The organism is Streptomyces sp. NPDC096079, assembly GCF_040303145.1.
Classification (GTDB): Bacteria; Actinomycetota; Actinomycetes; order Streptomycetales; family Streptomycetaceae; genus Streptomyces.
Window position 1 is genome coordinate 101,462 of the sequence record NZ_JBEOST010000011.1, and the last position, 25,915, is coordinate 127,376.

The window sequence follows — 25,915 nt, forward strand, 5'->3', positions numbered from 1 at the left end:
ACGAGCTCCGCGGATCAGGTCGTGCCGACGAACAGCGCGAGCAGCAGCCACACCACCGGCGCCGTCGGCAGCAGGGAGTCCAGGCGGTCCATGATGCCGCCGTGGCCCGGCAGCAGCGTGCCCATGTCCTTGATGCCCAGGTCCCGCTTGATCATGGACTCGCCGAGGTCGCCGAGCGTCGCGCTCGCCGCCACCGCGAGACCGAGGATGAGGCCCTGCCACCAGGCGCCCTCGTCGATCATGAACTGCATGCACAGCGCGCCCGCCGCCATCGCGAACGTGACCGCGCCGACCAGACCCTCACGGGTCTTGCCGGGGCTGATCCTGGGGGCCAGCTTGTGCTTGCCGAAGCGCCAGCCGACCGCGTACGCCCCCGTGTCGCTGACCACCGTCAGGATCAGGAAGGTCAGTACCCGCTCCGGCCCGTCGTCCGCGGTCAGCAGCATCGCCACGAACGTCGCCAGGAACGGCACGTAGAACGCGGCGAAGACACCGGCCGTGACGTCCTTGAGGTATCCCTCGGGCGGCTCGGTCATCCGCCAGACCAGGACCGCGAGCGCCGTCAGCGCCATCGCCACCCAGGCCCCCTCGGGACCCCGGACGTAACCGGCGACGACCATCGCCGCGCCGCCCACCGCGAGCGGGACGAGCGGAGCCTTGATCGCCTTGCGCTCCTGGAGACGGGAGGTCAGCTCCCACAGGCCCACGACGACGGCGATCGCGATCACACCGACGAACGCGGGCGCCCAGACGTAGAGCGACGCGATGATGACGGCGCCCAGTCCGACTCCGACCCCTATGGCCGCGCCCAGGTTGCGCCCGGCGCTCTTCTTCTGCCGTGGCGCCGGGGGCGCGGGCGGCGGAGGCGGGGTCGGGCTGGGCATGGGCTCCTGCGGGTGCTCGTGCGGCGTCTCGTCACGGAACAGGGGACCGCTCGGGTGAGCGGCCCCCCGGCCGTGACCGTCCTGGAATCCGCCGGCGGGAACGTCGGGCACGATGGGCATGGGCCGAGTCTGCGCCGCCTGATGCCGATCGTATGCGGGACCCGCCGGGGCAGGCCCCTGGTCGGGTCCCCCGCGGCCGGAACCGGCCGGGGCCCCCCAGGAAGAGTCGTTCATCAGACCTCGAGCAGCTCGGCTTCCTTGTGCTTGAGCAGCTCGTCCACCTGCGCGACGTACTTCGCGGTGGTGTCGTCGAGCTCCTTCTCGGCGCGGCGGCCCTCGTCCTCGCCGACCTCGCCGTCCTTGACGAGCTTGTCGATGGTCTCCTTGGCCTTGCGGCGCACCGAGCGGATCGAGATCTTCGAGTCCTCGGCCTTGCCCTTGGCGACCTTGATGTACTCCCGGCGGCGCTCCTCGGTCAGCTCGGGGAACACCACACGGATGATGTTGCCGTCGTTGCTCGGGTTGACGCCGAGGTCCGAGTCCCGGATCGCCTGCTCGATGTTGCGCAGCGCGCTCTTGTCGAACGGCGTCACCACGGCCATGCGCGGCTCCGGGACGGAGAAGGACGCCAGCTGGTTGATGGGGGTGATGGCACCGTAGTAGTCGGCCACGATCTTGTTGAACATCGCCGGGTGCGCACGGCCGGTGCGGATCGCGGCGAAGTCCTCCTTGGCGACCACGACGGCCTTCTCCATCTTCTCCTCGGCCTCGAGGAGGGTCTCTTCGATCACCACTTGCTCCTGCGTGTCGTCGCGTTGTGTCCTGCACGGTGTACGACCGGCAGGGCTCTGTCCATCCCCTTGCGGGGCGGTTCCCCGGTTCGGGTCAGGCCCGGGTGCCCTGGTCGCTCACGAGCGTGCCGATCTTCTCACCCTTCACCGCGCGAGCGATATTGCCCTCGGTGAGCAGTTCGAAGACGAGGATCGGGAGGTTGTTGTCCCGGCACAGGGTGATGGCGGTGGCGTCGGCGACCTTGAGGTCGCGGGACAGCACCTCGCCGTACTCGAGCGCGTCGAACTTGACCGCGTCGGGGTTGCGCTTGGGGTCGGAGTCGTAGACGCCGTCCACGCCGTTCTTGCCCATGAGCAGGGCCTCGGCGTCGATCTCCAGGGCGCGCTGCGCGGCGGTGGTGTCCGTGGAGAAGTACGGCATGCCCATGCCCGCACCGAAGATGACCACGCGGCCCTTCTCCAGGTGGCGCACGGCGCGCAGCGGGATGTACGGCTCGGCGACCTGGCCCATGGTGATGGCGGTCTGGACGCGGGAGTCGATGCCCTCCTTCTCCAGGAAGTCCTGGAGGGCGAGGCAGTTCATCACGGTGCCGAGCATGCCCATGTAGTCGGAGCGGGCCCGGTCCATGCCGCGCTGCTGGAGCTCGGCGCCACGGAAGAAGTTGCCGCCGCCGATCACGATCGCGATCTCCGCGCCGTCGCGGACGACCGCCGCGATCTCACGCGCGATGGCGTGCACGACATCGGGGTCGACGCCCAGGCCGGTACCGCCGGAGAAGGCTTCTCCGGACAGCTTCAGCATGTAGCGGCCGGCCTTCTTGCCGTTGTTGTCGTCGCCCTGTACGGCGCCCTGATTCATGGAGATCTCCTCGTGCACATACGAAGGAGGCCATTGCCTTGGGTCCTCGCGGTATCCCGTGCGGCAATGGCCTCCTCGTCAGATCTGCGGTCGTCCTGCGCGGGCGCGGACGACTGCCTCAGACCCTACCGGGGTCCGGCGTCCGTCGCGTTCGCGTACGGACTCAGATGCCGACCTTGATGCGGGTGAAGCGCTTCAGGGTGACACCGGCCTCGTCCAGGACCTTCTGGACGGACTTCTTGTTGTCAAGGGCGTACGGCTGGCCGAGCAGCGTGGCGTCCTTGAAGAAGCCGTTGACGCGACCCTCGACGATCTTGGCGATCGCGGCCTCGGGCTTGCCCTCGGCGCGGGTGGTCTCCTCGGCGACGCGGCGCTCGGTCTCGACGACCTCGGCCGGAACGTCTTCCTTGGTCAGGTACTTCGGCGCGAAGGCGGCGATGTGCTGCGCGATGCCCTTGGCGACGTCGGCGTCGGCCTTGTCGAACTCGACGAGGACACCGATCTGCGGCGGGAGGTCCGGCATCGTGCGGTGCATGTACGCGAAGACGAAGCCGTCGCCGTACTGCACGAAGCGGTCCAGGACGATCTTCTCGCCGAGGTTGGCGTTGGCCTCGTCGACGAACGCCTGCACGGTCTTGCCGGCCTCGATCTCGGAGGCGAGCAGGGCCTCCAGGTCCGCCGGGGCGGTGGCGGCGACGTGCTCGGCCAGCTGGGCGGCGACGGCCTGGAACTTGTCACCCTTGGCGACGAAGTCCGTCTCGCACTTCAGCTCGACGAGGACGCCCGACGTGTTGTCGTCGGCGATGAGGGAGACCACGGCACCGTTCTCGGCAGAGCGGCCCTCGCGCTTGGCGACGCCCTTCTGGCCCTTGATACGGAGCGCCTCGACGGCCTTGTCGACGTTGCCGTCGGCCTCGTCCAGGGCCTTCTTGCAGTCCATCATGCCGGCGCCGGTGAGCTCGCGGAGCTTCTTGACGTCAGCGGCGGTGTAGTTCGCCATGAGTCTGTTTCTCTCTCGAAGTCTGAAAGATCGGGCGGGTCCACGGGTGGACGGCGGGGGCTTCGTGGGCCCCCGCCGTCGTCACCCGAAGGTCCTGAAGGGTCAGGCCTGCTCGGCGTCCGCGGCCGGAGCCTCGGCGGCGGCCTCGGCCGGAGCGGCCTCGGCGGCGGGGGCCTCGGCGGCGGGCGCCTCGACAGCCTCGTCGGCCTTCTTCTCGCCCTCGAGGAGGTCGCGCTCCCACTCGGCGAGGGGCTCGCCCTGGGCCTTCTCGCCCGGCTTCGAGTCGCCGGTCGCGGCGCCGGAGCGGGCGATGAGGCCCTCGGCGACGGCGTCGGCGATCACGCGGGTGAGCAGGGTGACGGAGCGGATCGCGTCGTCGTTGCCCGGGATCTTGTAGTCGACCTCGTCGGGGTCGCAGTTGGTGTCGAGGATCGCGACGACCGGGATGTGGAGCTTGCGCGCCTCACCGACGGCGATGTGCTCCTTCTTGGTGTCGACGATCCAGACGGCGCTCGGCACCTTCTGCATCTCGCGGATACCACCGAGGGTCTTCTCCAGCTTGGCCTTCTCGCGGGAGAGGACCAGGAGCTCCTTCTTGGTGAGACCCGAGGCGGCGACGTCCTCGAAGTCGATCTGCTCGAGCTCCTTGAGGCGCTGCAGACGCTTGTAGACGGTGGAGAAGTTGGTGAGCATGCCACCGAGCCAACGCTGGTTGACGTACGGCATGCCGACACGCGTCGCCTGCTCGGCGATGGCCTCCTGGGCCTGCTTCTTCGTACCGACGAACATGATGGAGCCGCCGTGCGCGACGGTCTCCTTGACGAACTCGTAGGCGCGGTCGATGTACGACAGCGACTGGAGCAGGTCGATGATGTAGATGCCGTTGCGCTCGGTGAAGATGAAGCGCTTCATCTTCGGGTTCCAGCGACGGGTCTGGTGACCGAAGTGGACGCCGCTCTCCAGCAGCTCCCGCATCGTGACGACGGCCATGGCCGTATCTCCTTGGGTTTCTCGGTTGTGTTCCTGACGCCCCGGCGCGCCGTGCCACGAAGGACCGAAAGGCGCTGCCACCCGCCTAGAAGGACTGGTGGCGGGGCGTGCGAAGTCGACCCGGTGACCCGGGTCGCCATAGGAAGTGTACGGGACCCCGGGGGCGCCGGGTGACGGCACTGTCCACAACCCGCGAACTGTCCACAGATACCGTCCGTTACCGGAACGAATCGATCAGCGGGGGAACGCTTTCCCCATGCGTCTGACGATCCTGTTCGCGTTCCTGACCCTGCTCTGGCCGGTGGGCCCGCCCCCGCCGGAGATCGTCCGCGGCTGGGAGCCCCCGCCCGGTCCGTACGCCGCGGGCCACCGCGGCGTGGACCTCGCCGCGCCCCCGGGCACCCCGGTGCTCGCCCCGGCCGCGGGCACGGTGACCTTCGCGGGCCCGGTGGGCGGCCGCGGCGTCGTGTCCCTCACCCTGCCGGGCACGGGCGCTCCCCCGCTCCGCACGACCTTCACCCCGGTGACCCCGCTGGTGCCGCCCGGCACCCGGGTCGCACCGGGCGCGCCGATCGCCGAGGTCGCGGAGAGTACGGGGGGTGCGCAGGGTTCCCACTGCCCCGTGACCTGCCTCCACTGGGGCCTGCTGCGGGGAGAGGAGTATCTGAACCCCCTGCTCCTGACGAGGAGGGGCCCCTCCCGGCTGCTTCCGCTGGACGGGGGCCCGGGATGAGTCCGGAGAGGACCGGCGCTAGACCTCGGGGCCCGTGACGCCGTGGAGGGCCATCGTGACGGCAGCTTCGGCGATCTCCGTCGGGTCCTCGGCCGCGCCGAGTTCGATGCGGCGGACGGCGGCGTCGACGACGCCCTGGAGCAGCATGGCGCCCAGCCGGGGCTGGGGCTGGCCCAGGGCCGCGAGCGCTTCGACGATCATGGCGACGAGCCCGCCGTGGGCCGCCCGGATCTTCTCCCGGGCGCCGTCGTCCAGTTCGCTCGCCGAGATGGCGACGACCGCGCGGTGGCGTCGGTCCCCGACGAGCTCCAGCTGCGTGCGGACGTACGCCTCGACCTTGCCGTCCGGCGTCTCGGCGCCGGCCATGGCGGCCTCGACCTCGGCGGCCCAGACCGGGAAGTCGACGGCGCACAGCTCTTCGACGACGGCGGCGCGGGACCGGAAGTACTCGTAGACCGACGAGCGGGCGAGGCCCGTGCGCTCGGCGAGGGCGGGGAAGGTCAGCGCCTCCGTACCGCCCTCGGACAGCAGGGAACGCGCGGCGTCCAGGAGGGCGCCGCGCTGCATGGTCCGGTGCTCGGCCACCGAGGCCGCTCGAATCCTGGGCACGGCTCCACTGTACGACCGGCCCGCAAGCCTCAGCGGCCGACGTCGGCCAGTTTGGCGCGGAGCTGGAGGACGGACTTGGTGTGGATCTGGCTGACGCGGCTCTCGGTGACGCCGAGGACATGGCCGATCTCGGCGAGGGTCAGGCCCTCGTAGTAGTAGAGCGTGACGACGGTCTTCTCCCGCTCGGGGAGCGTGTTGATGGCGCGGGCGAGCAGCCGGCGCAGCTCGCGGTCCTCGGCGATCTCGACGGGGTTGTCGGCGGCGGTGTCCTCAAGCGTGTCCATGAGGGAGAGCCGGTCGCCGCCCTCGCCGCCGACGTGCAGCAGCTCCTCCAGGGCGACCACGTTGGCCAGGGACAACTGACTGAAGACCGCGTGCAGTTCCTCCAGCGTGACTTCCATCTCCGCGGCGACCTCGCTCTCGGAGGGGGTCCGCCGGAGCTGGGCTTCGAGGGTGGCGTAGGCGCGCTCGACGTTGCGCGCCTTCTGGCGGACGGAGCGGGGGATCCAGTCCAGGGCGCGGAGCTCGTCGATCATGGCGCCGCGGATGCGGGTGATCGCGTACGTCTCGAACTTGATCGCCCGCTCGACGTCGAACTTCTCGATGGCGTCGATGAGGCCGAAGACCCCGGAGGAGACGAAGTCGGCCTGCTCCACGTTGGACGGCAGCCCCACGCTGACCCGCCCGGCCACGTATTTGACGAGCGGCGAGTAGTGGAGGATCAGCTGCTCCCGCAGCCGCTCGTCGCCGGTGTCCTTGTACGAGCGCCACAGCTCGTCGAGTGAGGTCGGTGCGGGCGGTCGCACGGTGCCCCGGGCTGCTGGGGGCACCGCAGCGCGGTCAGACCCGGAGGTGTGCTGGGGCATGCGTCGCCTTGAGCCGTTCTGGTTTCGAGTGTGCCGGTCCGGTTGTCCTGGAGGGAATCCTGGTGAGCGTAGCGTGAGTGCGCTGTCGCGGTGCGCGAACATCCGCGGATCGCGCCGCTCCGGGTGGACGCCGTCGGCCACATCTTCGAACCCGGGCCGTGGCGCGTCTCGGCCCCTCGGGTGCGGCCGAGAGAACTCGATTGTTCATCGCCTTCACCTTTTCACCCGAATGCGCCAGGTCAAGCACCGCCTCGCCGCGCGTTCGACGCTTCTGTCGCGGTGTTCGTCAACTGCCAGCCCTCCCCGTGCCGTTCGACGAAGCCGAGCGAGTGCAGTTCGTACAGCTTGACGAGGGTGTCGTCGGGGGTCGTGCCGGCCCGGCGGGCGATGACGGTGGTGGGCGTGGGGCCGCGGGCGGGGACGGCTTCGAGGACGTGGGCGGTGGCGCGGGCGAGGAGGTCGCGGGGCAGCACGGGGCCGCGGCGCGCCGGGGCGAGCTGGCCGATGTCCCCGACGAGCTCGACGATCTCGTCGGCGTCGGTGACGAGGGTGGCGTCCGCGCGCAGGAGTTCATGGACGCCGGCGGAGAGCGCGCTGGTCACGGGGCCGGGGACGCCCATGATGTGCCGGCCGAGGCGCGCGGCGGCACGGGCGGTGACGAGGGAGCCGCTGCGGTGCTGGGCCTCCACGACGACCGTGCCGCGGGTGAGGGCCGCGATGACGCGGTTGCGGAGGATGAAGCGGCTGGGGGTGGGGTGGCTGTCGGGGGGCAGCTCTCCAACGACGAGACCCTGTTCCGCGACGCGCCGGATGAGCCGGTCGTGGCCGCGGGGGTACGCGGTGTCGACGCCGCAGGCCAGGACGGCGACGGTGGCTCCGCCGGCGGCGAGGGCGCCCCGGTGGGCGGCGCCGTCGATGCCGTAGGCGGCTCCGGAGACGACGACCCAGCCCTGACGGCTGAGGCCCGCGGCGAGCTCGGCCGCGGTGTGGGCGCCGTAGGGGGTGCAGGCGCGGGCGCCGACGAGGGCCACGGAGCGCAGCGCCCAGGTGCGCAGGTCCGCCGGGCCGCGGACCCAGAGCCCGATGGGGCGGGCGTCGCCGAGGTCGTCCAGTTGACGCGGCCATTCGGTGTCGCCGGGGACGAGGAAGCGGCCGCCGAGGCGGTGGACGGTGTCGAGGTCGTGGTCGGGGCGGGCGGCGCCGGCCCGCTGCCGCCAGGAGGCGAGGCGTCCGGCTCCGGTGCCGGGAAAGGAGGAGCGGTCGTCCCCGGTGTGGCGGAGCCGGTCGAGGAAGCCGACGGCGCCGTACTGGCGGAGCCACCGTCCGGCCTGCTCGTCGCCGGGTTCGACGGCGCGGCTGAGGGCCGCGCGCGCGAGCCGCTCACCCCCGGGCTCGCGCCCACGCCCGGTCGGCTCGGGGTCGGGGTCGCGGGCGGGGCCCGGGGTGCGGGCAAGGTCAGGGCCGCGCACAGGGTCAGGGCCGCGCACAGGTCCCGGCGTGGCAGGTCCGAGTGCGGCGGGTCCGGGTGCGGCAGGTCCGGGTGCGGCAGGTCCGAGTGCGGCAGGTCCCGGCGTGGCAGGTCCGAGTGCGGCAGGTCCCGGCGTGGCAGGTCCGGGCGTGGCAGGTCCGGGTGCGGCGGGTCCGGGTGCGGCGGGTCCGAGTGCGGCAGGTCCCGGCGTGGCAGGTCCGGGTGCGGCGGGTTCGGGCTTCGTGGGTTCGGGCGTCGTGGTCATGCGTACTCCCCCGCTCCCACCGGCACCCCGCGGGCCACCCCGGTGCGCAGTTCGAGGGCGAGGGCGACGTCCTCGCTGTCGGGCCGGTCGTGGCCGGCCAGGTCGGCGACGGTCCAGGCGACGCGGAGCACGCGGTCGAGGCCGCGGGCGGTGAGCAGCCCGCGCTCGATGTCCCGCTCGGCCGCGGCGAGGGCCCCGGGCGCGGCGAGGTGGCGGGTGCGGAGCTCGTGTCCGGGGATCTCGCCGTTCACCCTCCAGGGGGTGCCGGTGAGGCGCGCGGCGGCCCGGGCGCGGGCCTCGTGGACGCGGGCGGCGACGGTGGCGGTGGTCTCGCCCCGGCCGCCCTGGCCGAGGAGGTCGGCGCGGGTGACGGGTTCGGCCTCGACGCGGAGGTCGACGCGGTCGAGCAGGGGTCCGGAGAGCCTCGCCTGGTAGCGGCGGACGACGGAGGCGGGGCACTCGCAGCCGGCGCCGCTCAGGGTGTGGCGCCCGCAGGGGCAGGGGTTGGCGGCGAGGGCGAGGAGGAAGCGGGCGGGGAGGCGGACGACCCCGGCGGCGCGGGCGATGACGACGTGTCCGGATTCGAGGGGCTGGCGGAGCGCGTCGAGCGCCTTGCCGGAGAACTCCGGGGCCTCGTCGAGGAACAGCACTCCGCGGTGGGCCAGGGAGACGGCGCCGGGCCTGGGGAGACCGTTCCCCCCGCCGACGAGGGACTGCATGGTGGCGGAGTGGTGGGGTGCGCAGTAGGGGGCGCGGCGGACGAGGGGTTCGCCGGGCGGGAGGATGCCCGCGACGGAGTGGACGGCGGTGACTTCCAGGGATTCCTGTCGGGTGAGGGGCGGGAGGATGCCGGGGAGCCGCTCGGCCAGCATGGTCTTGCCCGCGCCGGGTGGGCCGGAGAGCAGCAGGTGGTGGCTGCCCGCGGCGGCGACCTCCAGGGCGAGGCGGGCCCGCTGCTGGCCGGCGACGTCGGCGAGGTCGGGTCCCTCGGCGGGTCCGGCGGTGAGTCCGGTGCCGATGCCCGCGCCGGGGACGAGGAGTCCGGCGAGCATCGCGTCGGGCCTCCCTTCCTCGTCGGCCTCCTCGTCGGGGACGGGTTCGTCGGCGAGGACGGCGATCAGCTGGCGCAGGGTCCGGACGCCGAGGACGGAGACGCCGGGGACCAGCGAGGCCTCGCCGGCGGTCTGCTCCGGGACGACGACTTGGCTGTATCCGGCGTCGGCGGCGGCGAGGACCGCGGGCAGGACGCCGCGGACGGGCCGGACGCGCCCGTCGAGGCCGAGTTCGCCGATGAGGACGAGGTCGGCGATGGCGCGGGGGTCGATCCGCTCGGCGGCGCCGAGGACGGCGGCGGCGACGGCCAGGTCGAACCCCGAGCCGCCCTTGGGGACGGACGCCGGGCTGAGCCCCACGGTCAGCTTCTTCTGGGGCCATTCGGCGCCGGAGTTGACGACGGCGGCGCGGACCCGGTCGCGGCTCTCGCTGAGGCTCTTGTCGGGGAGGCCGACGAGGGTGAAGGCGGCGACTCCCGGTTCGAGGTCGGCCTGGACCTCGACGACGACGCCCTCGACGCCCACGAGGGCGACGGAGCAGGTGCGGGCGAATCCCATCAGGCCACCCCCTGGGCGTGGGTGAGGACGGGGGCGCCCTTGCGCGGGAGGACGACGCCGACGAGGTCGATGCGGACGCCGCCGGCGGGGGCCGGGGTGTCGTTGCGGTCGAGCCAGCAGGCGGCGAGGCGGCGGAGCCGCTCGGCCTTGCGGGGTGTGACGGCGGCCATGGGGTGCTCGAAGGCGCCGTCGCGCCGGGTCTTGACCTCGCAGATGACGAGGGTGTCGCCGTCCCGGGCGACGATGTCGATCTCGCCGCTCCGGCCGCAGCGCCAGTTGCGGGCGAGGATGCGCATCCCGGTCGCGGTGAGCCGGCGGGTCGCCAGCTCCTCTCCGTACCGTCCGAGGGCTTGGGTGCTGTTCATGCGGTACCACCTCCGTCACCGACTGTGACGGAGTGCGGCGGACCGCGTGCGGCGCTGTGCACGACCCTGAGGCTGTGGAGAACCCCGTCACCCCTCCGGGTGAGTTCGGCCGGGCGGCGCGGGGGTAGGTGTCAGCTGCCGGGAAGTTCGAGGTCGCTCTTGTTGAGCTCCTCGATGTTCACGTCCTTGAAAGTCAGCACGCGGACCTGCTTGACGAACCGGGCGGGCCTGTACATGTCCCAGACCCAGGCGTCAGCCATGCTGACCTCGAAGAAGACCTCGCCCTGCACCGAGTGCACCTGCATCTCGTAGTCATTGGTGAGGTAGAAGCGACGCTCGGTCTCGATCACGTATTTGAACAGCCCGACGACGTCGCGGTACTCCCGGTAGAGCTTCAGCTCCATCTCGGTCTCGTACTTCTCGAGGTCCTCGGCGCTCATGGCATGTTCCCCTTCAGCCGTGCGTCCCCCTATTGTGCGCCAGTCGTACGCGCCCCTAAACGATTTCCGGGGCGAGAACCACCGGTGCACTCGGAGGTCCCTCGTCGAGCAGCGCCTGGAGCAGCTCGGCGAGTCTGGTCGGGTACACCGTCTCACGGGCCGCCGACAGTTCGGCGGAGGTCCACCATCTCAGGCCCGCGAGGCTGCGGGTCTCCAGTTCCGTGAGGGCCCGCGGCCGGGGCGCGGCCTCGGTCCTGCGGGTGCGGGCCAGGTAGTACCACTCGTCCTGGTCCCAGCGGCGCCCGTCGAAGGGGAAGGAGCAGTACCGCTTCCAGAGCACCGGACCGAGGTCGACCTCGGTGATGCCGGTCTCCTCCGCGAGTTCGCGCAGCGCCGCCTCCTCCCGGGTCTCGTCGCCCTCCAGGCCGCCGCCCGGGGTGAACCACCAGGTGTCGTCGGGGTCGTCGGGCTCGTACCCGTGCAGGAGCAGGATGCGGTCGTCGGGGTCGAGGAGCACGACCCGCGCGACCCGCCGCGGCACGCCCGCCGGCTCGCCGCCCGGCCCCTGCGCCGCGTCCCGCCGCGGCCCGGCCCCCTGGCTCCCCGTGTCCGTCATGCCCCCACCTTCTCCCGCGCGCCGGGGCGGCGGGGCCCGGCGGGCCGGCGTCCGGTCAGGCGGCGCGCCACCGGCCCGTACGCGGCCCCCGCGAGGATCAGCACGGTGCCGCCCGCGACGGCCGCGAGGAGCGCGTTGAAGGGACCCGGTCGCGAGACGCCCCCGGGGAGGGCCGCGAAGCCCTCGGGCGGCGTCAGGAGGCCCTTGGCCGGCCAGACGACGGCGTCGACCCTGCCGATGACCGCGGAGCGGGGCACGGAGCCCCGCCCGGCCTCCTCCATGTGCGTACGGGAGTCGAGCGAGGTGTTCCGGTCGTCGCCGAGCAGGAAGAGGTTGCCCTCGGGGACGGTGACGGAGAAGTCCTGGCCCGAGGCGACGGTCCGGCCGCCGGGTCCGGGCCGCAGGTACGGCTCGACGACGGGCGTGCCGTTCACGGTGAGGCGTCCGTCCCGGTCGCAGCAGGCGAGGGTGTCGCCGCCGACGGCGGCGACCCGCTTGACCATGGGCGAGGAGCCCCAGAGGGGGTCCTGGAAGACGACGACGTCGCCGCGCCGCGCCTCGTCCCCGTCGATCCGCTCGGCGAGGATCTTGGACCCGACGTCGAGGGTCGGGGTCATCGAGTCGCTGGGGACCGTGAAGGGCTGGTACAGCAGTGCTCCCCCGACGAACCCGCCGAGGAAGAGCACACAGCCGACGGCCACGGCCAGCCCCGACAGCACGCTGCCGAGGCGGCCGCGGCCGCCCTTGGTCCGTATGGTTCCGCTCATGTGCGCACCCCGTAGGTCTGTCGGCGGACCGCGGTCCTGTCGACGGTCCGGGACGGCACCCTACCCGCGGGTCGCTACTCGGCGGTATGCCCCGCTGCCTGCTTCTTCCGACGCCACAGCACGATCGGGAGCGCTCCGGCGAGACCGGCCGCCCCGGCGGGGACGGCGGCCATGGCCTTGTTCAGAGCCGGCTGGTCGAAGACCTCGGGCACGGGGAGCGTGGCCCAGCGGGTGACGGGCCAGGCGATCACCACGGCGCGGCCCACGACCTCGTCGTTGGACACCGTGCCGCCCCCGGGGAGCTGCTGGTGGAAGCGGGAGTCCAGGGAGTTCTGGCGGTTGTCGCCCATGACCCAGATGCGGCCCTCGGGGACCTTGATCGGGCCGAAGGAGTCCTGGCAGGGCACCGCGCCGGGCGCGAGGTACGCGCTCTCGTCCAGCGCCACGCCGTTGAGGACGACCTTGCCGCCCTCCTTGCAGGAGACGGTGTCGCCGCCCACGGCGATGACGCGCTTGATGAGGTCCTTCTCCTCGGCGGACGGCATGAGGCCGATGAAGCTGAGGAACTTCTGCACGACGTTCGGCTTGGGCGCCTCCTGGCCCTCCAGCCAGCCGCCCGGGTCGTGGAAGACGACGACCTCTCCGCGCTCGGGCTCGGAGCCGAACCAGGGGGTCAGCTTGTCGACGAGGACCCGGTCGCCCTTCTGGAGGGTGTTCATCATCGATTCCGAGGGGATCGAGAACGCCTGCACCAGGAAGGTCTTGATCAGCAGCGCGAGCACCAGGGCGATGCCGACGAGGAGGGGCAGTTCCTTCCAGAAGGAACGCGGCTTCTTCGGGCCCTGACCGGACCCGCCCGCGGCCTCGTCGTCGTCATCGCCCGGCGTGCCGCCGCCCGGCGGCTGCGCCTGCTCGTCACCCGTCACGTCGTCACCCGTCGTGTCATCGCCGAAGGCCCCGTCGGCCCTCTTCTCCGGTCCATCGTGTCCGGATCGTGCGCCGACGGCCAAATCCCCCACATCCACTCCTCAGTCCGTGCGAACGCCCGCCCCGGGTCAGGGACAGGCCCACCACTCCCATAACGAGCAGAAGTTCCGCAGGGGTCGGGAGTCCGGGCAATCCGTTCAGATTCCGCTGGGACACACTATGCGACAGATCGGATGCGGTCCCGGCCCTCGCCCCGGCGTCCGGTACGGCGGAGAAGGCGTCGCGCTCCTCCAGGCCGCGCCAGTGCCCGAAGGGCCAGGCGATCACCACGGCGCGCCCGACGACCTGGTCCTCCGAGACGGTGCCGTGGCCCTCCTCGTCGAGGTGGAAACGGGAGTCGGCGGAGTCGGAGCGGTGGTCGCCGAGGACGAAGATCCGGCCCTCCGGGACCTTCACCTCGAAGGGGATCGTGGACGGCGGGTTCCCGGGATGCAGGTACGGCTCGTCGAGCGGCACGCCGTTGACGCTGATCCGTCCGTCCTTGCCGCAGCAGCGGACGGTGTCGCCGCCGACGGCGACGACCCGCTTGATCAGGTCCCGGTCGTCGGCCGAGGGCAGCAGCCCGATGAAGGTCAGCGCCTGCTTGGCCTGCTTGATGCCGATCGGGTCGTCGGCGGGCGGCGCGGCCTCGTGCTGGAGCCAGGTGCCGGGGTCCTTGAAGACGACGACGTCGCCGCGCTGCGGGCGGGCGCCGAACCAGGGCGTGAGCTTGTCGACCAGCACCCGGTCGTCGATGCGGATCGTCTGCTCCATGGAGCCGGAGGGGATGACGAACGCCTGGACGAGGAAGGTCTTGAGGACGAGCGCGATGAGCACGGCCACCGTGATCAGGATCGGGATCTCCCGGATCGCGGAGCGCTGCCGGCGCCGCTTGACCTTGCGGGCCAGCTTGCGGCGCTCGGCCCGGCCGGGCAGGGCGGCACCCTGGCCCGCGGCGGGGCCGTGCGCGGACCCGCCGGGCGGTCGGCCGCGGCTACCCATGGGCTCCCGCTCCGTGCGCGCCGGCCGGCGGGGACGGTACGGCGTCGAAGGCGTCGGTGCCGGGCACGGTGGTCCAGCGGCCGAAGGGCCAGGCGATCCAGTCGGCGCGGCCGACGACCTTGTCGACGGGGACCATGCCGCCGCCGGGATCGCCCAGGTGGTCGCGGGAGTCGCTGGACTGGCTGCGGTGGTCGCCCATCACCCAGAGCCGGTCCTGCGGGACGACGATGTCGAAGGGCACGCTGGACGGCCGGTCGCCGAGCATCACGTACTGCTCCGGGACGGGGACGCCGTTGACGGTGAGCCGCCCGTCCTTGTCGCAGCAGACGACCCGGTCGCCGCCGACGCCGACGACCCGCTTCACGAAGTCGGTCTCGTCGGGCTCGGCGAGGCCGAGGGCGGCCGCCGCGTCGTGCGCGAGTCCGGTGACCGGGTTCTCCTCGGGCTGCTCCCGTACGAAGGATCCGGTGCCGTCGAAGACGACGACGTCACCCCGGGCCGGCCGGCTGCCGAAACGGTACGCCAGCTTGTTCACGAGGATCCGGTCGCCGACCTGGAGCGTCGGCTCCATGGACCCGCTGGGGATCAGGAACGGCTGGATCACGAAGTGGCTCAGGAACAGCAGGAAGGTGACGCAGAGGCCGCCCACCAGGGCCGTGCGCCGCCAGGAGGGGCCGCGTCCCGGGTCCTCGGGGCCGGCGTCCCCGGAAACGGAGTCGCCGGAAACGCGCGCGGAGCGCGACCCTTCCTCCGTACCGGACGAATCCGTGTCGGAAGAGGGGTCGCGCTCCGTGTGGTGTGCTTCGGTGTCCATCGCCGGCAAAGCCTATCCGGCCCGCCTGTGCGAGGAGTCGGAAGCGTCACGCGTACCGGGAGCCGGGGCTCAGCGGTCGCGCTTCTCCTTGATCTTGGCGGCCTTGCCGCGCAGCTCACGGAGGTAGTAGAGCTTGGCGCGACGGACGTCACCGCGGGTCACGAGCTCGATCTTCTCGAAGATCGGGCTGTTCACCGGGAAGGTGCGCTCGACGCCGACGGAGAACGAGACCTTGCGGACCGTGAAGGTCTCGCTGACGCCCGAACCCTGGCGGCGGATGACGACGCCCTTGAACTGCTGGATACGGGAGCGGTTGCCCTCGATGACGCGCACGTGGACGTTCACCGTGTCGCCGGGACGGAAGGCGGGGAGGTCGGAGCGGAGCGAACCCGCGTTGACCTGGTCGAGCAGGGAGGCCATGGAGGTCTCTTTCCTCGCTGATGCCACAGGTCATCAGCGGTACGTTCGAATGATTCGGAGCGTCGTCCGTTTCTGGCGGCGTCGTTCCCCCTGTGGCAGGGGCGCGCGCCGGACGGACGACAGCGGCCTATTCTTCCACGCCCTCGACCCTGCGCCAAAATCGGCCGCCGGGCTCGGGTGCCCAGCCCAGCATCGAGAGGATCTCGCGGTCCTTCTTGTCGAAGGCCGAGGGGTCGCAGCGCTCGATGAGGTCGGGTCGGTTGGCGACGGTGCGGCGGAAGGCCTCGTCGCGGCGCCACCGGGCGATCTTGCCGTGGTGCCCGCTGAGCAGCACGTCGGGGATGCCCCGGCCGCGCCACTCGGGGGGCTTGGTGTAGACGGGGCCCTCCAGGAGGTTGGCCATGGCGCCCGGGGCGAAGGAGTCGTCCCGGTGCGACTCGGCGTTGCCGAGGACGCCGGGCAGCAGGCGGGCGACGGCCTCGGTGACGACGAGGACGGCCGCCTCCCCGCCGGCGAGGACGTAGTCGCCGATGGAGACCTCGTAGACGGGCACGCGGGTCGCGTACTCGTCCATGACGCGGCGGTCGATGCCCTCGTAGCGGGCCGGCGTGAAGATCAGCCAGGGCCGCTCGGAGAGCTCGACGGCGAGCTCCTGGGTGAAGGGGCGGCCGCTGGGGGTCGGCACGACGAGGACCGGCCCGTGCGCGCCGGCCTCGTAGCCGTCGGCGAGCGTCTGGTCGAGCGCGTCGCCCCAGGGCTCGGTCTTCATGACCATGCCGGGGCCGCCGCCGTAGGGCGTGTCGTCGACCGTGTTGTGCCGGTCGTACGTCCAGTCGCGCAGGTGGTGCACATGGACGTCCAGCTGTCCGCGCGCGCGTGCCTTGCCGACGAGCGAGACGTTCAGCGGTTCCAGGTACTCGGGGAAGATCGTGACGACGTCGAGCCTCATGCCGTCTCCCCGGCGGACTGGTCGCCGGACGCGTCGCCGTCGTCCCGGGAGGAGACGATCTCGGCGCGGTCGTCGATCAGACCGGGCGGCGGGTCGATCACGGCCCGCTGCTCCTCCAGGTCGATCTCGGTGACGATCTCCCCGACGAAGGGGATCATCAGCTCGGTGCCGTCGGGGCACTCGACGATGAAGAGGTCCTGGGACGGCAGGTGGGAGATCTCGGTGATCCGCCCGATCTCGGTGCCGTCGGCGAGGACGACGTCGAGGTCGATCAGCTGGTGGTCGTAGTACTCGTCCTCCTCCTCCGGCAGCTCCGTGGGGTCGATCTCGGCGATGAGGAGGATGTTGCGCAGGGCCTCGGCGCCGGTGCGGTCCCGGACGCCCTCGAAGCGCAGCAACAGCCGGCCGCTGTGGACGCGGCCGCTCTCGATGGTCAGTGGCCCGGCGGAGGCCGGGTCGGTGAGCAGTACGGCACCGGGGCCGAGCCGGAGCTCGGGCTCGTCCGTCCGCACCTCGACGGTGACCTCGCCCTTGATCCCGTGGGCGCGGCCGATCCGCGCGACTACCAACTGCACTGCTCCACACTCTCCTGTCACACAGCTCGTACGTACGACAACGGGCCGGGGTGGGCTCTTCAGCCCTCCCCGGCCCGTGCCGGCACAACTAAGGTGATGCTGCCGACCTGCTCAGCGGACCTGGTCCACGTCGACGAGGTCGACGCGGATCCCCCGTCCGCCGATGGCACCCACGACGGTGCGCAGCGCACGCGCGGTGCGGCCGTTGCGGCCGATGACCTTGCCGAGGTCGTCGGGGTGGACCCGGACCTCCAGCACGCGGCCCCGGCGCAGGTTGCGCGAGGCGACCTGCACCTCGTCGGGGTTGTCGACGATGCCCTTCACGAGGTGCTCGAGAGCCTCCTCGAGCATGATCAGGCCTCGGTCGACTCGGTGGACGCGGCCTCGGCCTCGTCCGCCTTCTTGTCGGCCTTCTTGGCCTTCGGGGTGATGGCCTCACCCTTGTCGTCGCCGCCCTCGAGGGTCTTCGCGAACTCGTCGAACGAGGCGCGCTTCGCCTCCTTCGTGGCGGGGACGAGCAGAGCCTTCTCGGGGGCCGGCAGACCCTTGTGCTTCTGCCAGTCGCCGGTGAGCTTCAGGATGGCGAGGACCGGCTCGGTCGGCTGGGCGCCGACGGACAGCCAGTACTGCGCACGCTCGGAGTCGACCTCGATACGCGACGGGTTGTACGTCGGGTGGTAGAGGCCGATCTCCTCGATCGCGCGACCGTCACGACGGGTGCGCGAGTCGGCGACGACGATGCGGTAGTGCGGCTGGCGAATCTTGCCGAGGCGCTTGAGCTTGATCTTGACTGCCACTGGAGTGGTGTCTCCTGGTCTTGACGTGGTTGGGCACTTGAGATGCCACGTGGGGTTGCGGTACTCGGGTGCCCGATGGACGCGTCAGCCGGAGGAGAGAGGGGTCCTGTGCGACTGTCGAGTACAGCTAGCCATTGTGCCACACGCCGCCGGCTCAGTTGGCTGCGCCCACTGTCTCCGGGATGCGGAAGGGCTTGCCGCAGCCGCCGCACACGATCGGGGCCTGGGCGAGCACCGAGGGCACCACGCGCACGTTCCGCCCGCAGTCGCAGACGGCCTTGACGCGGACGCCGCCGCCCGAGGAGCCGTGCCGGGCGGCCGGTCCGCGGAAGGAGCGCTTGGTGTCGGCGGCCGTGGCGACGGTGTGGGCCTTGAGGGCGCGCTGGAGCCGCTCGATGGTGGGCCGGTAGCGGCGTCGCGCCTCGGGGTTGAGCGTGACCAGGGAGAAGCCGCTGCTGGCGTGCGGCTCCTCGGGATGGTCGAGGCCCATCTCCTCGGCGATCGCGAGGAATCTGCGGTTGTGATAGCGGCCGGCCCGGGAGGTGTCGCGGACACCTCGGGCGGCGGCGATGCCGTGGACTGCCTCGTGGAGCAGTCGTTCGAAGGAGAGTTCGGCGCCGCAGGCGGACGAGGACTCTCCGATCAGGGACTCGGGCGCGGCAAGATCGGGCAGCTCGGGGTGGTGCCGCTGAATGTCGGCCCACGCCTGTGCCAGCTCTGCGGCGAGAACAGGGGGTGTCGTGCTCACGTCGCGTACAACGAGCCGGAGTGCCCCCGGGTTCCATTCCGGGGCATCCCAAATATTTTGCACGTACCCGTCAGTTGCCGTTGATGCGTCGTGACGCGGGCCAGTGCCCCGATCTGCGGAGAAGTCACGCAGAGAACGTCAAGTCGCCGCCTAGTGGCGCATACGCCCCGGCGCGTGATCGCGGTGCGCGCGCCCCTGAGGGGCGGCAGCGGCCCGGGAGGGCGTCGCGAGGACATTACCGGGTCCGCGCGCAAGGCGGCGCACCGCCCCTCCCCCGGAGGAATCCGTCCGGCGCGAGCACTGGACGCGGCCGGGGATGCGCAGTTCCCTGACTACGGGGGGCTGTCGTCCGAGCACGGATTGGGGCACTTTTCCATGACACCTACGCTCGTCCCGCACCACCCCGCGCGTGACTGGGCCGAGATCCAGGAACGGATGCTGGTGCCGCTCTACGAGGCGGTGTACGACCGGCTCGGCGTGGGCACCGGATCCCGGCTGCTCGGCCTGGGCTGCGGCTCGGGCCTCGCCCTCCTGATGGCGGCGGCGCGGGGCGCGCGGGCGGCCGGTGCCGACCGGGACCACGCGCGCGTGGAGCTGGCCAGGGAGCGGCTGCCGGAGGGCGTCACGGTCACGGAGGAACCTCCGGAGGACCTTCCGTACGACGTGATCACGGCCTTCCACGCGACGGACGGGATGCTCCCGGAGCTCCGGGCCCTCACCCGTACGGCCCAACCGGGCACCGCGGTCGTGCTCGCCGGGTGGGGGCCGCCGGAGCGGTGCGCCACGGAGCCGGTGCTGCGCGTCGCCGCCCGGCTCGCGGACCGCGGTCCGGTACCGGGGCCCGATCTGGACGCCCTGCTGGCGGGGGCGGGGCTGCGGCCGGCCGGCTCGGGCCGGGTGGCCTGCCCCTTCGGGTACGCGGACGAGTCCAGCGCGGTGCGCGGACTGCTCTCGACGGGCGTCTTCGACGAGGCGGTGCGGGCGACGGAGCCCGCGCAGGTGGAGAAGGAGATCGAGGAGGCGCTCGCCCCGTACGTCCGCCCGGACGGGACGGTGTGGATGCCGAACGTCTTCCGGTACGTCGTCGGCCGGGCCGGCTGAGCTCCCGGGGGTGTCCCGTCGATCAGGCTTGGCTCGCGCGGTGCCTGGCACCGCTCCCTGATCCGGCCTGATCGACCACGCACAGCCCAAGGCCCTCAGGACTCCTTCCGCAGCCGCGTGACGCCCGCCGCGCGGTAGGCCGCGTCCTCCTCCAGGGTCTCGTTGGCGAGGAGGGCCTCGGCGAGGGCGTCCAGCTTGTCGCGGTGCTCGCGCAGCTGCCGTACCGCGCTCTCGTAGCACTCGTCGACGATGCGGCGCATCTCCTCGTCGACCGTGTCGAGGGTCGCGGGGGCGGCCGAGAGCCCGTACGCCTGCTGGGCGTCGCTCGGGATGGCGGTGAGCCGGCCGACGCGCTCGCTCATGCCCCAGCGGCCGGCCATGCCCCGGGCGATGTTGGTGACCTGTTCGAGGTCGCTCTCGGCGCCGGTGGTGATGACCCCGAAGACGACCTGCTCGGCCGCCATCCCGCCGAGGGCGCCGATGATCCGGCCGCGCAGGTAGTCCTCGGTGTAGGCGTACTTGTCGGCGTCGGGGGTCGACAGGGTGACGCCGAGGGCCCGGCCGCGCGGCACGATGGTGATCTTGCGGACCGGGTCGGCGCCGGGCTGGAGCATGCCGAGCAGGGCGTGACCGCTCTCGTGGTACGCGGTGCGGCGCCGCTCCTCGGCGGGCATCACGAGCGGCCGTTCGGCGCCGAGCTGGACCTTCTCCAGCGCGTCGGACAGATCGGACTGGGTGACGGCCCTCTGGTCGCGCTTGACCGCGAGGAGCGCGGCCTCGTTGGCGAGGTTGGCGAGCTCGGCCCCGGTCATGCCGGGGGTGGTGCGGGCCACGTGCTCCAGGTCGACGTCCTGGGCGAGCGGGATCTCCCGGGTGTGGATCTTCAGGATCGCCTCGCGGCCGCCCCGGTCGGGCGGGTTGACGTGGACGATCCGGTCGAAGCGGCCCGGCCGGGTGAGGGCCGGGTCGAGCACGTCGGCGCGGTTGGTGGCGGCGAGGACGATGACGCCCTCGGAACCGGTGAAGCCGTCCATCTCGGTGAGGATCTGGTTGAGGGTCTGCTCGCGCTCGTCGTGCCCGCCCATCCCGGAGCCGCCGCCGCGGGCCCGGCCGATGGTGTCGATCTCGTCGATGAAGATGATCGCGGGGGCGACCTTGCGGGCCTCGGCGAACAGCTCGCGGACCCGGGACGCGCCGACGCCCACGATCATCTCGATGAACTCGGAGGCGGAGGCCGAGAAGAACGGGACGCCCGCCTCGCCCGCGACGGCCCGCGCGAGCAGCGTCTTGCCGGTGCCGGGAGGGCCCGCGAGGAGCACGCCGCGGGGCATCTTGGCGCCCATCTCACGGTAGGCCTGCGGGTTCTTGAGGAAGTCGACGACGTCGTTGAGTTCGCCCTCGACCTCGTCGATGCCGGCGACGTCCTCGAAGGTGGTGCGCTTGCCGCCCTCCAGCTCGACCGGTTTCGGCGGCTGCTTGCGGCCGAGCATGCCGCCGGCGCCGCCCATCCCCGCGCTCATGCGGCGGGCGATGAACACCCAGAGCACGATGAGCAGAAGCATCGGCGCCAGGGAGATCAGCAGGTTGGCGAGGAAGCTGCGTTCCTTGACGACCGGCTCGGCGGTGACGACCACGTTCTGCTTGGTCAGCTGCGCCCACAGGTCGTCGTCGGCGAACGCCGGCCGCTGGGTGGTGAACTTGGTGTAGTCGCCGTCGCCGTCCGGGACGGGCTGTTTGTTCTTCAGCTGCCCCTGGATCGCGTCGCCCTTGGAGTAGATCTTGGTGACGTTCCCGGCGGCGACCTGCTTGTCGAACTCGGTGTACGAGATCGTCGGCCCGTCGCCCTCGTTGAAGAACGACAGCACGATGTTGGCGATCAGGTAGACGACGAGCGCGGTGAGGATGAGGCTGCCCCAGCTCCCCGGCATGCGCTTCTTCGGCGACGGGGGCGGCGGGGCCCCTTCCGAGCGCCAGGGCTGGTCGGTCCGGTCGCGCGGGGGTACGGGGTTGGCCACGTGGCTCTCCTCGGGGCGGCAGTGGCCCCAGTATCGAAGAGCGTGACGATCACGGCATTACGGGCACTGCGGAGGAGTGAAAAGGGGCCCGGGTCGGTTTCGCACCGCCCCGAGCCCCTCACACGGGCTCGGTCAGCCCATGAACTTCTTGAACTCGTCCGGGAGCTCGAAGTCCTTGGGCGTCTGGCCGCCGGCCGGGAGGCCGAAGGCGCCGCCCGCCTGTGCCTGCTCGCGGCGCTCGGCCGCGGCCTGCTCCTCGGCCTTCCGCTTCATCGGGTTGCCGCTCTTGCGCTTGCCCTTGGCCTGCTTGACCTGCTTCTTCTGCCGGCCGGGGCCGCCGCCCATGCCGGGGATGCCGGGCATCCCGGGCATGCCGCCGCCCTGCGCCATGCGGGACATCATCTTGCGGGCCTCGAAGAACCGCTCGACCAGGCCCTTGACCGCGCTGACCTCGACGCCGGAGCCCTTGGCGATACGGGCACGGCGGGAGCCGTTGATGATGGTCGGGTCCTGGCGCTCGGCCGGGGTCATCGACTTGATGATGGCGGCCGTGCGGTCGACGTCCCGCTCGTCGATGTTGGCGATCTGTTCCTTCATCTGGCCCATGCCGGGCAGCATCCCGAGCAGCTTCGAGATGGAGCCCATCTTGCGGACCTGCTCCATCTGGGCCAGGAAGTCGTCGAGCGTGAAGCCCTCGCCCTTCTTCGAGGCGAGCTTCGAGGCCATCTTGGCGGCCTCTTCCTCGTCGAAGGTCTGCTGCGCCTTCTCGATGAGGGAGAGCATGTCGCCCATGCCGAGGATGCGGGACGCCATGCGGTCCGGATGGAACGCGTCGAACTCGTCCAGCTTCTCGCCGTTGGAGGCGAACATGATCTGCTTGCCGGTGACGTGCGCGATGGAGAGCGCGGCACCGCCTCGGGCGTCGCCGTCGAGCTTGGAGAGCACGACGCCGTCGAAGCCGACGCCGTCGCGGAAGGCCTCGGCGGTGTTGACCGCGTCCTGACCGATCATGGCGTCGACGACGAAGAGGACCTCGTCGGGGCTGACGGCGTCGCGGATGTCCGCGGCCTGCTGCATCAGCTCCTGGTCGATGCCGAGGCGGCCGGCGGTGTCGACGATGACGACGTCGTACAGCTTGGTCCGCGCGTACTCGATCGAGTCCTTCGCGACCTGGACCGGGTCGCCGACGCCGTTGCCCGGCTGCGGGCCGTAGAAGGCCACGCCGGCGCGATCGGCGACGACGGAGAGCTGGTTGACGGCGTTCGGGCGCTGGAGGTCGCAGGCGACGAGCAGCGGGGAGTGGCCCTGGCTCTTCAGCCAGACGCCCAGCTTTCCGGCGAGCGTGGTCTTACCGGCGCCCTGGAGACCGGCGAGCATGATCACGGTCGGCGCGGTCTTGGCGAAGCGCAGCCGACGGGTCTCGCCACCGAGGATGGCGATCAGCTCGTCGTTGACGATCTTGATGACCTGCTGGGCGGGGTTGAGGGCCTGGGAGACCTCCGCGCCCAGCGAGCGCTCCTTGACCTGCTTGATGAAGGCGCGGACGACCGGCAGGGCGACATCCGCTTCGAGCAGCGCGATACGGATCTCGCGCGCGGTGGCGTCGATGTCCGCCTCGGACAGACGGCCCTTGCCGCGGAGGTTCTTGAAGGTCGCTGCAAGGCGGTCGGAGAGGGTATCGAACACGGCGGTCGCGGATCCTCGTCGGTGTCGGGGGCGGTCGGATTGCCCTCCAGGGTATCGGGCCGCTCGAAGTGTGTGCCCCCGCCCGCCGAATCCCCCGGGTTCTCCCGGTCACCGCAGCGCGTCCTCCAGCGCGCGGGCCAGGTCGATCGCCTCCTCGTCGGGCAGCAGGGAGCCGTCCGGGCGGGTCACGTACAGGGTGTCGACGGCGTTGGCGCCCAGCGTGGAGACATGGGCGCTCCGCACCCGTACCGCCGCCCCCTCCAGGGCGCGGCCGATGCGGTGCAGCAGCCCGGGGGCGTCCTGCGCGCGGACCTCGATGACGGTGGCGAGGCGGGAGTCGGCGGCGGCCACGGTGACCCGGGGCGGCGGGGCGGCCAGGCCCCGGCGGCGGGGGTAGGCGGCCTCGCGCTCGGCGAGGCGGGCGGGGATGTCGAGGGAGCCGTCGAGGGCGCGCACCAGGTCGGCGCGGAGCCGGGCGGCCTCGGGAAGGGAGCCGTACTCGGCGGCCACGCGCCAGTCCAGGACGAGGACGGAGCCGGAGTCGGAGCCGAGGCCGCTGGGCAGGTCGACGGCGCGGAGCTCGGCGGCGCGGACGGTGAGCCGGTGCAGGGCGAGGACCCCGGCGACGGCGGGGAGGACACCGGGCCGGTCGGGCAGGGCGATGAGGAGTTCGACGCCGACGGGCTCCGGCTGTTCCTCGTCGAGGGGCTGCTCGTCGCGGGCGTGGAGGGCCAGGACGGGTTCGCCGGTGCGCAGGGCCTCGATCGCGAGCCGTTCCTGTTCGGCGCTGGGCGCGGCGGCCTCCGGGTCGGGCAGGGGCGCGCCCGTGAGCACGCCCGCGACCCGTTTGACCAGGTCGGCGACGAGCGAGGCGCGCCAGGAGGACCAGGCGGCGGGCCCGGTGGCGAGCGCGTCGGCCTCGGTGAGGGCGTGCAGGAGCTCCAGGGTGCCGAGGCTGCCGACGGCGGTGGCGACGGACTGGACGGTGGCGGGGTCGTCGAGGTCGCGGCGGGTGGCGGTCTCGACGAGGAGCAGGTGGTGGCGGACGACGGTGGCGACGGCGGCGGTGTCGGTGCGGTCGAAGCCGATGCGGGCGGCGAGGTCGCGGGCGATGGTCTCGCCGGCGACGGAGTGGTCGCCGGGCCAGCCCTTGCCGATGTCGTGGAGGAGGGCGGCGACGAGCAGCAGGTCGGGGCGGCCGACGCGGCGGGTGAGCGAGGAGGCCCGTACGGCGGTCTCGACGAGGTGCCGGTCGACGGTCCAGGTGTGCACGGGGTTGCGCTGGGGCCGGCAGCGGACGCGCTCCCAGTCGGGCAGCAGCCGGGTGACGAGCCCCTCGGCCTCCAGGGCCTCCCAGACGGGGACGGTGGCCTCGCCGGCGCCGAGGAGGGTGACGAGTTCCTCCCGGGCCTCGGCGGGCCAGGGCACGGGCAGGGGCGCGGCGGCGGAGGCGAGGCGGCGGACGGCGTGCGGGGAGAGCGGGAGGGCGGACTGGGCGGCCGCCGCGGCGGCCCGCAGGGGCAGCACGGGGTCGCGCTCGGGCCGGGCGCCGAGGGCGAGGACGGCCTCGCCGTCCATCTCGACGACGCCCTCGGCGAGCGGGGTCCGCTCGACGGGAGGTTTCGTACCGCCGCGGCCGAGGAGGGTGCGGAGCCGGGGTCGGGCGGAGCGGGCCCTGAGGACGCGGTGGACCTCGCGCCAGGTGACGTCGGTGGCGTACGAGACGGTCCGCGCGGCCTCGTAGACCTCGCGGAGCAGGGTGTCGGCGTCGAGGAGACCGAGCTCGGCGGCGACGGCGTCCTGTTCCTGGAGGGCGAGCCGGTCGGTGGCCCGGCCGGTGGCGAGGTGGAGGGCGTCGCGGGCGTCGAGGAGCCGGCGGCGGGCGCCGTCGAGGCCCTCGCGGGGGGCGTCGGCGACCCAGGAGGCGGCGACGGCGCGCAGCACCTGGAGGTCGCGGAGGCCGCCTCTGGCCTCCTTCAGGTCGGGTTCGAGGAGGTACTGGAGCTCTCCCGCCCTCTCGGCGCGCTCCCGGCAGAGCGCGTCGAGTTCGGGGAGCCTCCGGGGGGCCTGGTTGCGCCAGTCGGCGAGGACGGTGGTGCGCAGGGCGGCGACGAGTCCGGCGTCGCCCGCGACGGTCCGGGCGTCGAGGAGGCCGAGGTGGGCCTTGAGGTCCTCGGCGGCGGTGGCGCGGGCCTCGGCGGGGGTGCGGACGGAGTGGTCGAGGGCGAGGCCGAGGTCCCAGACGGGGTACCAGATCCGGTCGGCGAGGGCGGCGACGGCGGCCTTGTCGGCGGTGCCGTCGTGGAGCAGGAGGAGGTCCAGGTCGCTGCGCGGGGAGAGTTCGGCGCGTCCGTAGCCGCCGACGGCGACGAGGGCGGTCCCGCGGGGCGGGGCGGCGGCGGCGTAGAGGCCCGTCAGCCAGTCGTCGGTGAGCCGGGCGAGGGCGGCACGGCGCGGCGGCCCGGGCCGCCCCTTCTCGTGGAGGAGGAGCAGCCGGGCCGCCGCGTAACCGCCGGGTCCCGGTTCTTCGGTCGTGTCGCTCGTGTCGAGGTTCGTCACCCGGCGGCTCCCATCCGTGC

At 72.3% G+C, this 25,915-nt stretch carries 27 protein-coding genes; 2 read left to right on the forward strand and 25 right to left on the reverse strand.

The window, feature by feature from the left end; all coding sequences use genetic code 11:
- Positions 1 to 14 precede the first annotated feature (14 nt).
- The 5 genes from ABTY59_RS22600 to rpsB form a co-directional block, all read right to left on the reverse strand.
- Positions 15 to 1,118 carry a phosphatidate cytidylyltransferase gene (locus tag ABTY59_RS22600; RefSeq protein WP_352020821.1) on the reverse strand — a complete coding sequence of 368 codons (1,104 nt, stop codon included), beginning with the start codon at positions 1,116 to 1,118 and terminating at the stop codon, positions 15 to 17.
- Positions 1,118 to 1,675 (reverse strand): ribosome recycling factor, encoded by a 558-nt coding sequence (frr, locus tag ABTY59_RS22605; RefSeq protein ID WP_026057589.1) that lies wholly within the window; start codon positions 1,673 to 1,675, stop codon positions 1,118 to 1,120. The genes ABTY59_RS22600 and frr overlap by 1 nt, the downstream gene beginning before the upstream one ends.
- Positions 1,676 to 1,769: 94 nt before the next feature.
- Positions 1,770 to 2,534, reverse strand: coding sequence for a UMP kinase (pyrH, locus tag ABTY59_RS22610; RefSeq protein ID WP_352020822.1), 765 nt, complete (start codon positions 2,532 to 2,534; stop codon positions 1,770 to 1,772).
- Positions 2,535 to 2,697: 163 nt separating this feature from the next.
- Positions 2,698 to 3,534: a translation elongation factor Ts gene (tsf, locus tag ABTY59_RS22615; RefSeq protein ID WP_352020823.1), complete on the reverse strand. Its 837-nt coding sequence runs from the start codon at positions 3,532 to 3,534 to the stop codon at positions 2,698 to 2,700.
- A 102-nt stretch (positions 3,535 to 3,636) separates the two neighbouring features.
- Positions 3,637 to 4,524 (reverse strand): 30S ribosomal protein S2, encoded by an 888-nt coding sequence (rpsB, locus tag ABTY59_RS22620; RefSeq protein ID WP_352020824.1) that lies wholly within the window; start codon positions 4,522 to 4,524, stop codon positions 3,637 to 3,639.
- A gap of 256 nt (positions 4,525 to 4,780) precedes the next feature.
- Here rpsB and ABTY59_RS22625 point away from each other — a divergent pair, with 256 nt between their 5' ends.
- Complete coding sequence (locus tag ABTY59_RS22625) at positions 4,781 to 5,257, forward strand: M23 family metallopeptidase (protein ID WP_352020825.1); 477 nt, start codon at positions 4,781 to 4,783, stop codon at positions 5,255 to 5,257.
- A gap of 18 nt (positions 5,258 to 5,275) precedes the next feature.
- Here ABTY59_RS22625 and ABTY59_RS22630 read toward each other — a convergent pair whose 3' ends face one another.
- The 17 genes from ABTY59_RS22630 to ABTY59_RS22710 form a co-directional block, all read right to left on the reverse strand.
- A complete protein-coding gene (locus ABTY59_RS22630) occupies positions 5,276 to 5,842 on the reverse strand; it encodes a TetR/AcrR family transcriptional regulator (RefSeq protein WP_352020940.1) in 567 nt (188 codons plus the stop codon).
- A 53-nt stretch (positions 5,843 to 5,895) separates the two neighbouring features.
- Complete coding sequence (whiG, locus tag ABTY59_RS22635) at positions 5,896 to 6,732, reverse strand: RNA polymerase sigma factor WhiG (RefSeq protein ID WP_352020826.1); 837 nt, start codon at positions 6,730 to 6,732, stop codon at positions 5,896 to 5,898.
- A 239-nt stretch (positions 6,733 to 6,971) separates the two neighbouring features.
- Positions 6,972 to 8,201 carry a DNA-processing protein DprA gene (gene dprA, locus ABTY59_RS22640; RefSeq protein ID WP_352020827.1) on the reverse strand — a complete coding sequence of 410 codons (1,230 nt, stop codon included), beginning with the start codon at positions 8,199 to 8,201 and terminating at the stop codon, positions 6,972 to 6,974.
- A 260-nt stretch (positions 8,202 to 8,461) separates the two neighbouring features.
- Complete coding sequence (locus ABTY59_RS22645; protein ID WP_352020828.1) at positions 8,462 to 10,075, reverse strand: YifB family Mg chelatase-like AAA ATPase; 1,614 nt, start codon at positions 10,073 to 10,075, stop codon at positions 8,462 to 8,464.
- Entirely contained in the window at positions 10,075 to 10,440 is a 366-nt protein-coding gene (locus tag ABTY59_RS22650) for a YraN family protein (RefSeq protein ID WP_352020829.1), read from the reverse strand. Before ABTY59_RS22650 ends, ABTY59_RS22645 begins: the two co-directional genes overlap by 1 nt.
- 131 nt (positions 10,441 to 10,571) lie before the next feature.
- Positions 10,572 to 10,880 carry a DUF2469 domain-containing protein gene (locus tag ABTY59_RS22655; RefSeq protein ID WP_005311352.1) on the reverse strand — a complete coding sequence of 103 codons (309 nt, stop codon included), beginning with the start codon at positions 10,878 to 10,880 and terminating at the stop codon, positions 10,572 to 10,574.
- Positions 10,881 to 10,935: 55 nt separating this feature from the next.
- Positions 10,936 to 11,496, reverse strand: a complete 561-nt coding sequence (locus ABTY59_RS22660) for an NUDIX hydrolase (RefSeq protein WP_352020830.1) — start codon at positions 11,494 to 11,496, stop codon at positions 10,936 to 10,938.
- A complete protein-coding gene (gene lepB, locus ABTY59_RS22665) occupies positions 11,493 to 12,263 on the reverse strand; it encodes a signal peptidase I (RefSeq protein WP_352020831.1) in 771 nt (256 codons plus the stop codon). The genes ABTY59_RS22660 and lepB (ABTY59_RS22665) overlap by 4 nt, the downstream gene beginning before the upstream one ends.
- A 74-nt stretch (positions 12,264 to 12,337) precedes the next feature.
- The gene (gene lepB / locus ABTY59_RS22670) at positions 12,338 to 13,273 is read right to left on the reverse strand and encodes a signal peptidase I (RefSeq protein WP_352020941.1); all 936 of its coding nucleotides are present in this window, start codon (positions 13,271 to 13,273) and stop codon (positions 12,338 to 12,340) included.
- Positions 13,206 to 14,231, reverse strand: coding sequence for a signal peptidase I (gene lepB / locus ABTY59_RS22675; protein ID WP_352020832.1), 1,026 nt, complete (start codon positions 14,229 to 14,231; stop codon positions 13,206 to 13,208). The genes lepB (ABTY59_RS22670) and lepB (ABTY59_RS22675) overlap by 68 nt, the downstream gene beginning before the upstream one ends.
- Positions 14,224 to 15,045, reverse strand: a complete 822-nt coding sequence (gene lepB, locus ABTY59_RS22680; RefSeq protein ID WP_352020833.1) for a signal peptidase I — start codon at positions 15,043 to 15,045, stop codon at positions 14,224 to 14,226. The genes lepB (ABTY59_RS22675) and lepB (ABTY59_RS22680) overlap by 8 nt, the downstream gene beginning before the upstream one ends.
- Positions 15,046 to 15,114: 69 nt before the next feature.
- Positions 15,115 to 15,465: a 50S ribosomal protein L19 gene (gene rplS, locus ABTY59_RS22685; RefSeq protein ID WP_015036473.1), complete on the reverse strand. Its 351-nt coding sequence runs from the start codon at positions 15,463 to 15,465 to the stop codon at positions 15,115 to 15,117.
- A 127-nt stretch (positions 15,466 to 15,592) separates the two neighbouring features.
- Entirely contained in the window at positions 15,593 to 16,414 is an 822-nt protein-coding gene (trmD, locus tag ABTY59_RS22690) for a tRNA (guanosine(37)-N1)-methyltransferase TrmD (RefSeq protein WP_352020834.1), read from the reverse strand.
- Positions 16,411 to 16,989, reverse strand: a complete 579-nt coding sequence (rimM, locus tag ABTY59_RS22695; RefSeq protein WP_352020835.1) for a ribosome maturation factor RimM — start codon at positions 16,987 to 16,989, stop codon at positions 16,411 to 16,413. The genes trmD and rimM overlap by 4 nt, the downstream gene beginning before the upstream one ends.
- Before the next feature lie 111 nt (positions 16,990 to 17,100).
- A complete protein-coding gene (locus ABTY59_RS22700) occupies positions 17,101 to 17,340 on the reverse strand; it encodes an RNA-binding protein (protein ID WP_020868149.1) in 240 nt (79 codons plus the stop codon).
- Positions 17,341 to 17,342: 2 nt separating this feature from the next.
- A complete protein-coding gene (gene rpsP, locus ABTY59_RS22705) occupies positions 17,343 to 17,786 on the reverse strand; it encodes a 30S ribosomal protein S16 (protein ID WP_015036470.1) in 444 nt (147 codons plus the stop codon).
- Positions 17,787 to 17,940: 154 nt separating this feature from the next.
- The gene (locus ABTY59_RS22710) at positions 17,941 to 18,534 is read right to left on the reverse strand and encodes a hypothetical protein (protein ID WP_030690647.1); all 594 of its coding nucleotides are present in this window, start codon (positions 18,532 to 18,534) and stop codon (positions 17,941 to 17,943) included.
- A 375-nt stretch (positions 18,535 to 18,909) separates the two neighbouring features.
- Here ABTY59_RS22710 and ABTY59_RS22715 point away from each other — a divergent pair, with 375 nt between their 5' ends.
- A complete protein-coding gene (locus ABTY59_RS22715; protein WP_352020836.1) occupies positions 18,910 to 19,635 on the forward strand; it encodes a methyltransferase domain-containing protein in 726 nt (241 codons plus the stop codon).
- A gap of 95 nt (positions 19,636 to 19,730) precedes the next feature.
- On the opposite strand, the gene ftsH is transcribed toward ABTY59_RS22715, so the two are convergent.
- The 3 genes from ftsH to ABTY59_RS22730 form a co-directional block, all read right to left on the reverse strand.
- The gene (gene ftsH, locus ABTY59_RS22720) at positions 19,731 to 21,650 is read right to left on the reverse strand and encodes an ATP-dependent zinc metalloprotease FtsH (RefSeq protein WP_352020837.1); all 1,920 of its coding nucleotides are present in this window, start codon (positions 21,648 to 21,650) and stop codon (positions 19,731 to 19,733) included.
- Between the two features lie 132 nt (positions 21,651 to 21,782).
- Entirely contained in the window at positions 21,783 to 23,336 is a 1,554-nt protein-coding gene (gene ffh, locus ABTY59_RS22725) for a signal recognition particle protein (protein WP_352020838.1), read from the reverse strand.
- Between the two features lie 108 nt (positions 23,337 to 23,444).
- Positions 23,445 to 25,895, reverse strand: coding sequence for a [protein-PII] uridylyltransferase (locus ABTY59_RS22730; protein WP_352020839.1), 2,451 nt, complete (start codon positions 25,893 to 25,895; stop codon positions 23,445 to 23,447).
- Between the last annotated feature and the right edge of the window lie 20 nt (positions 25,896 to 25,915).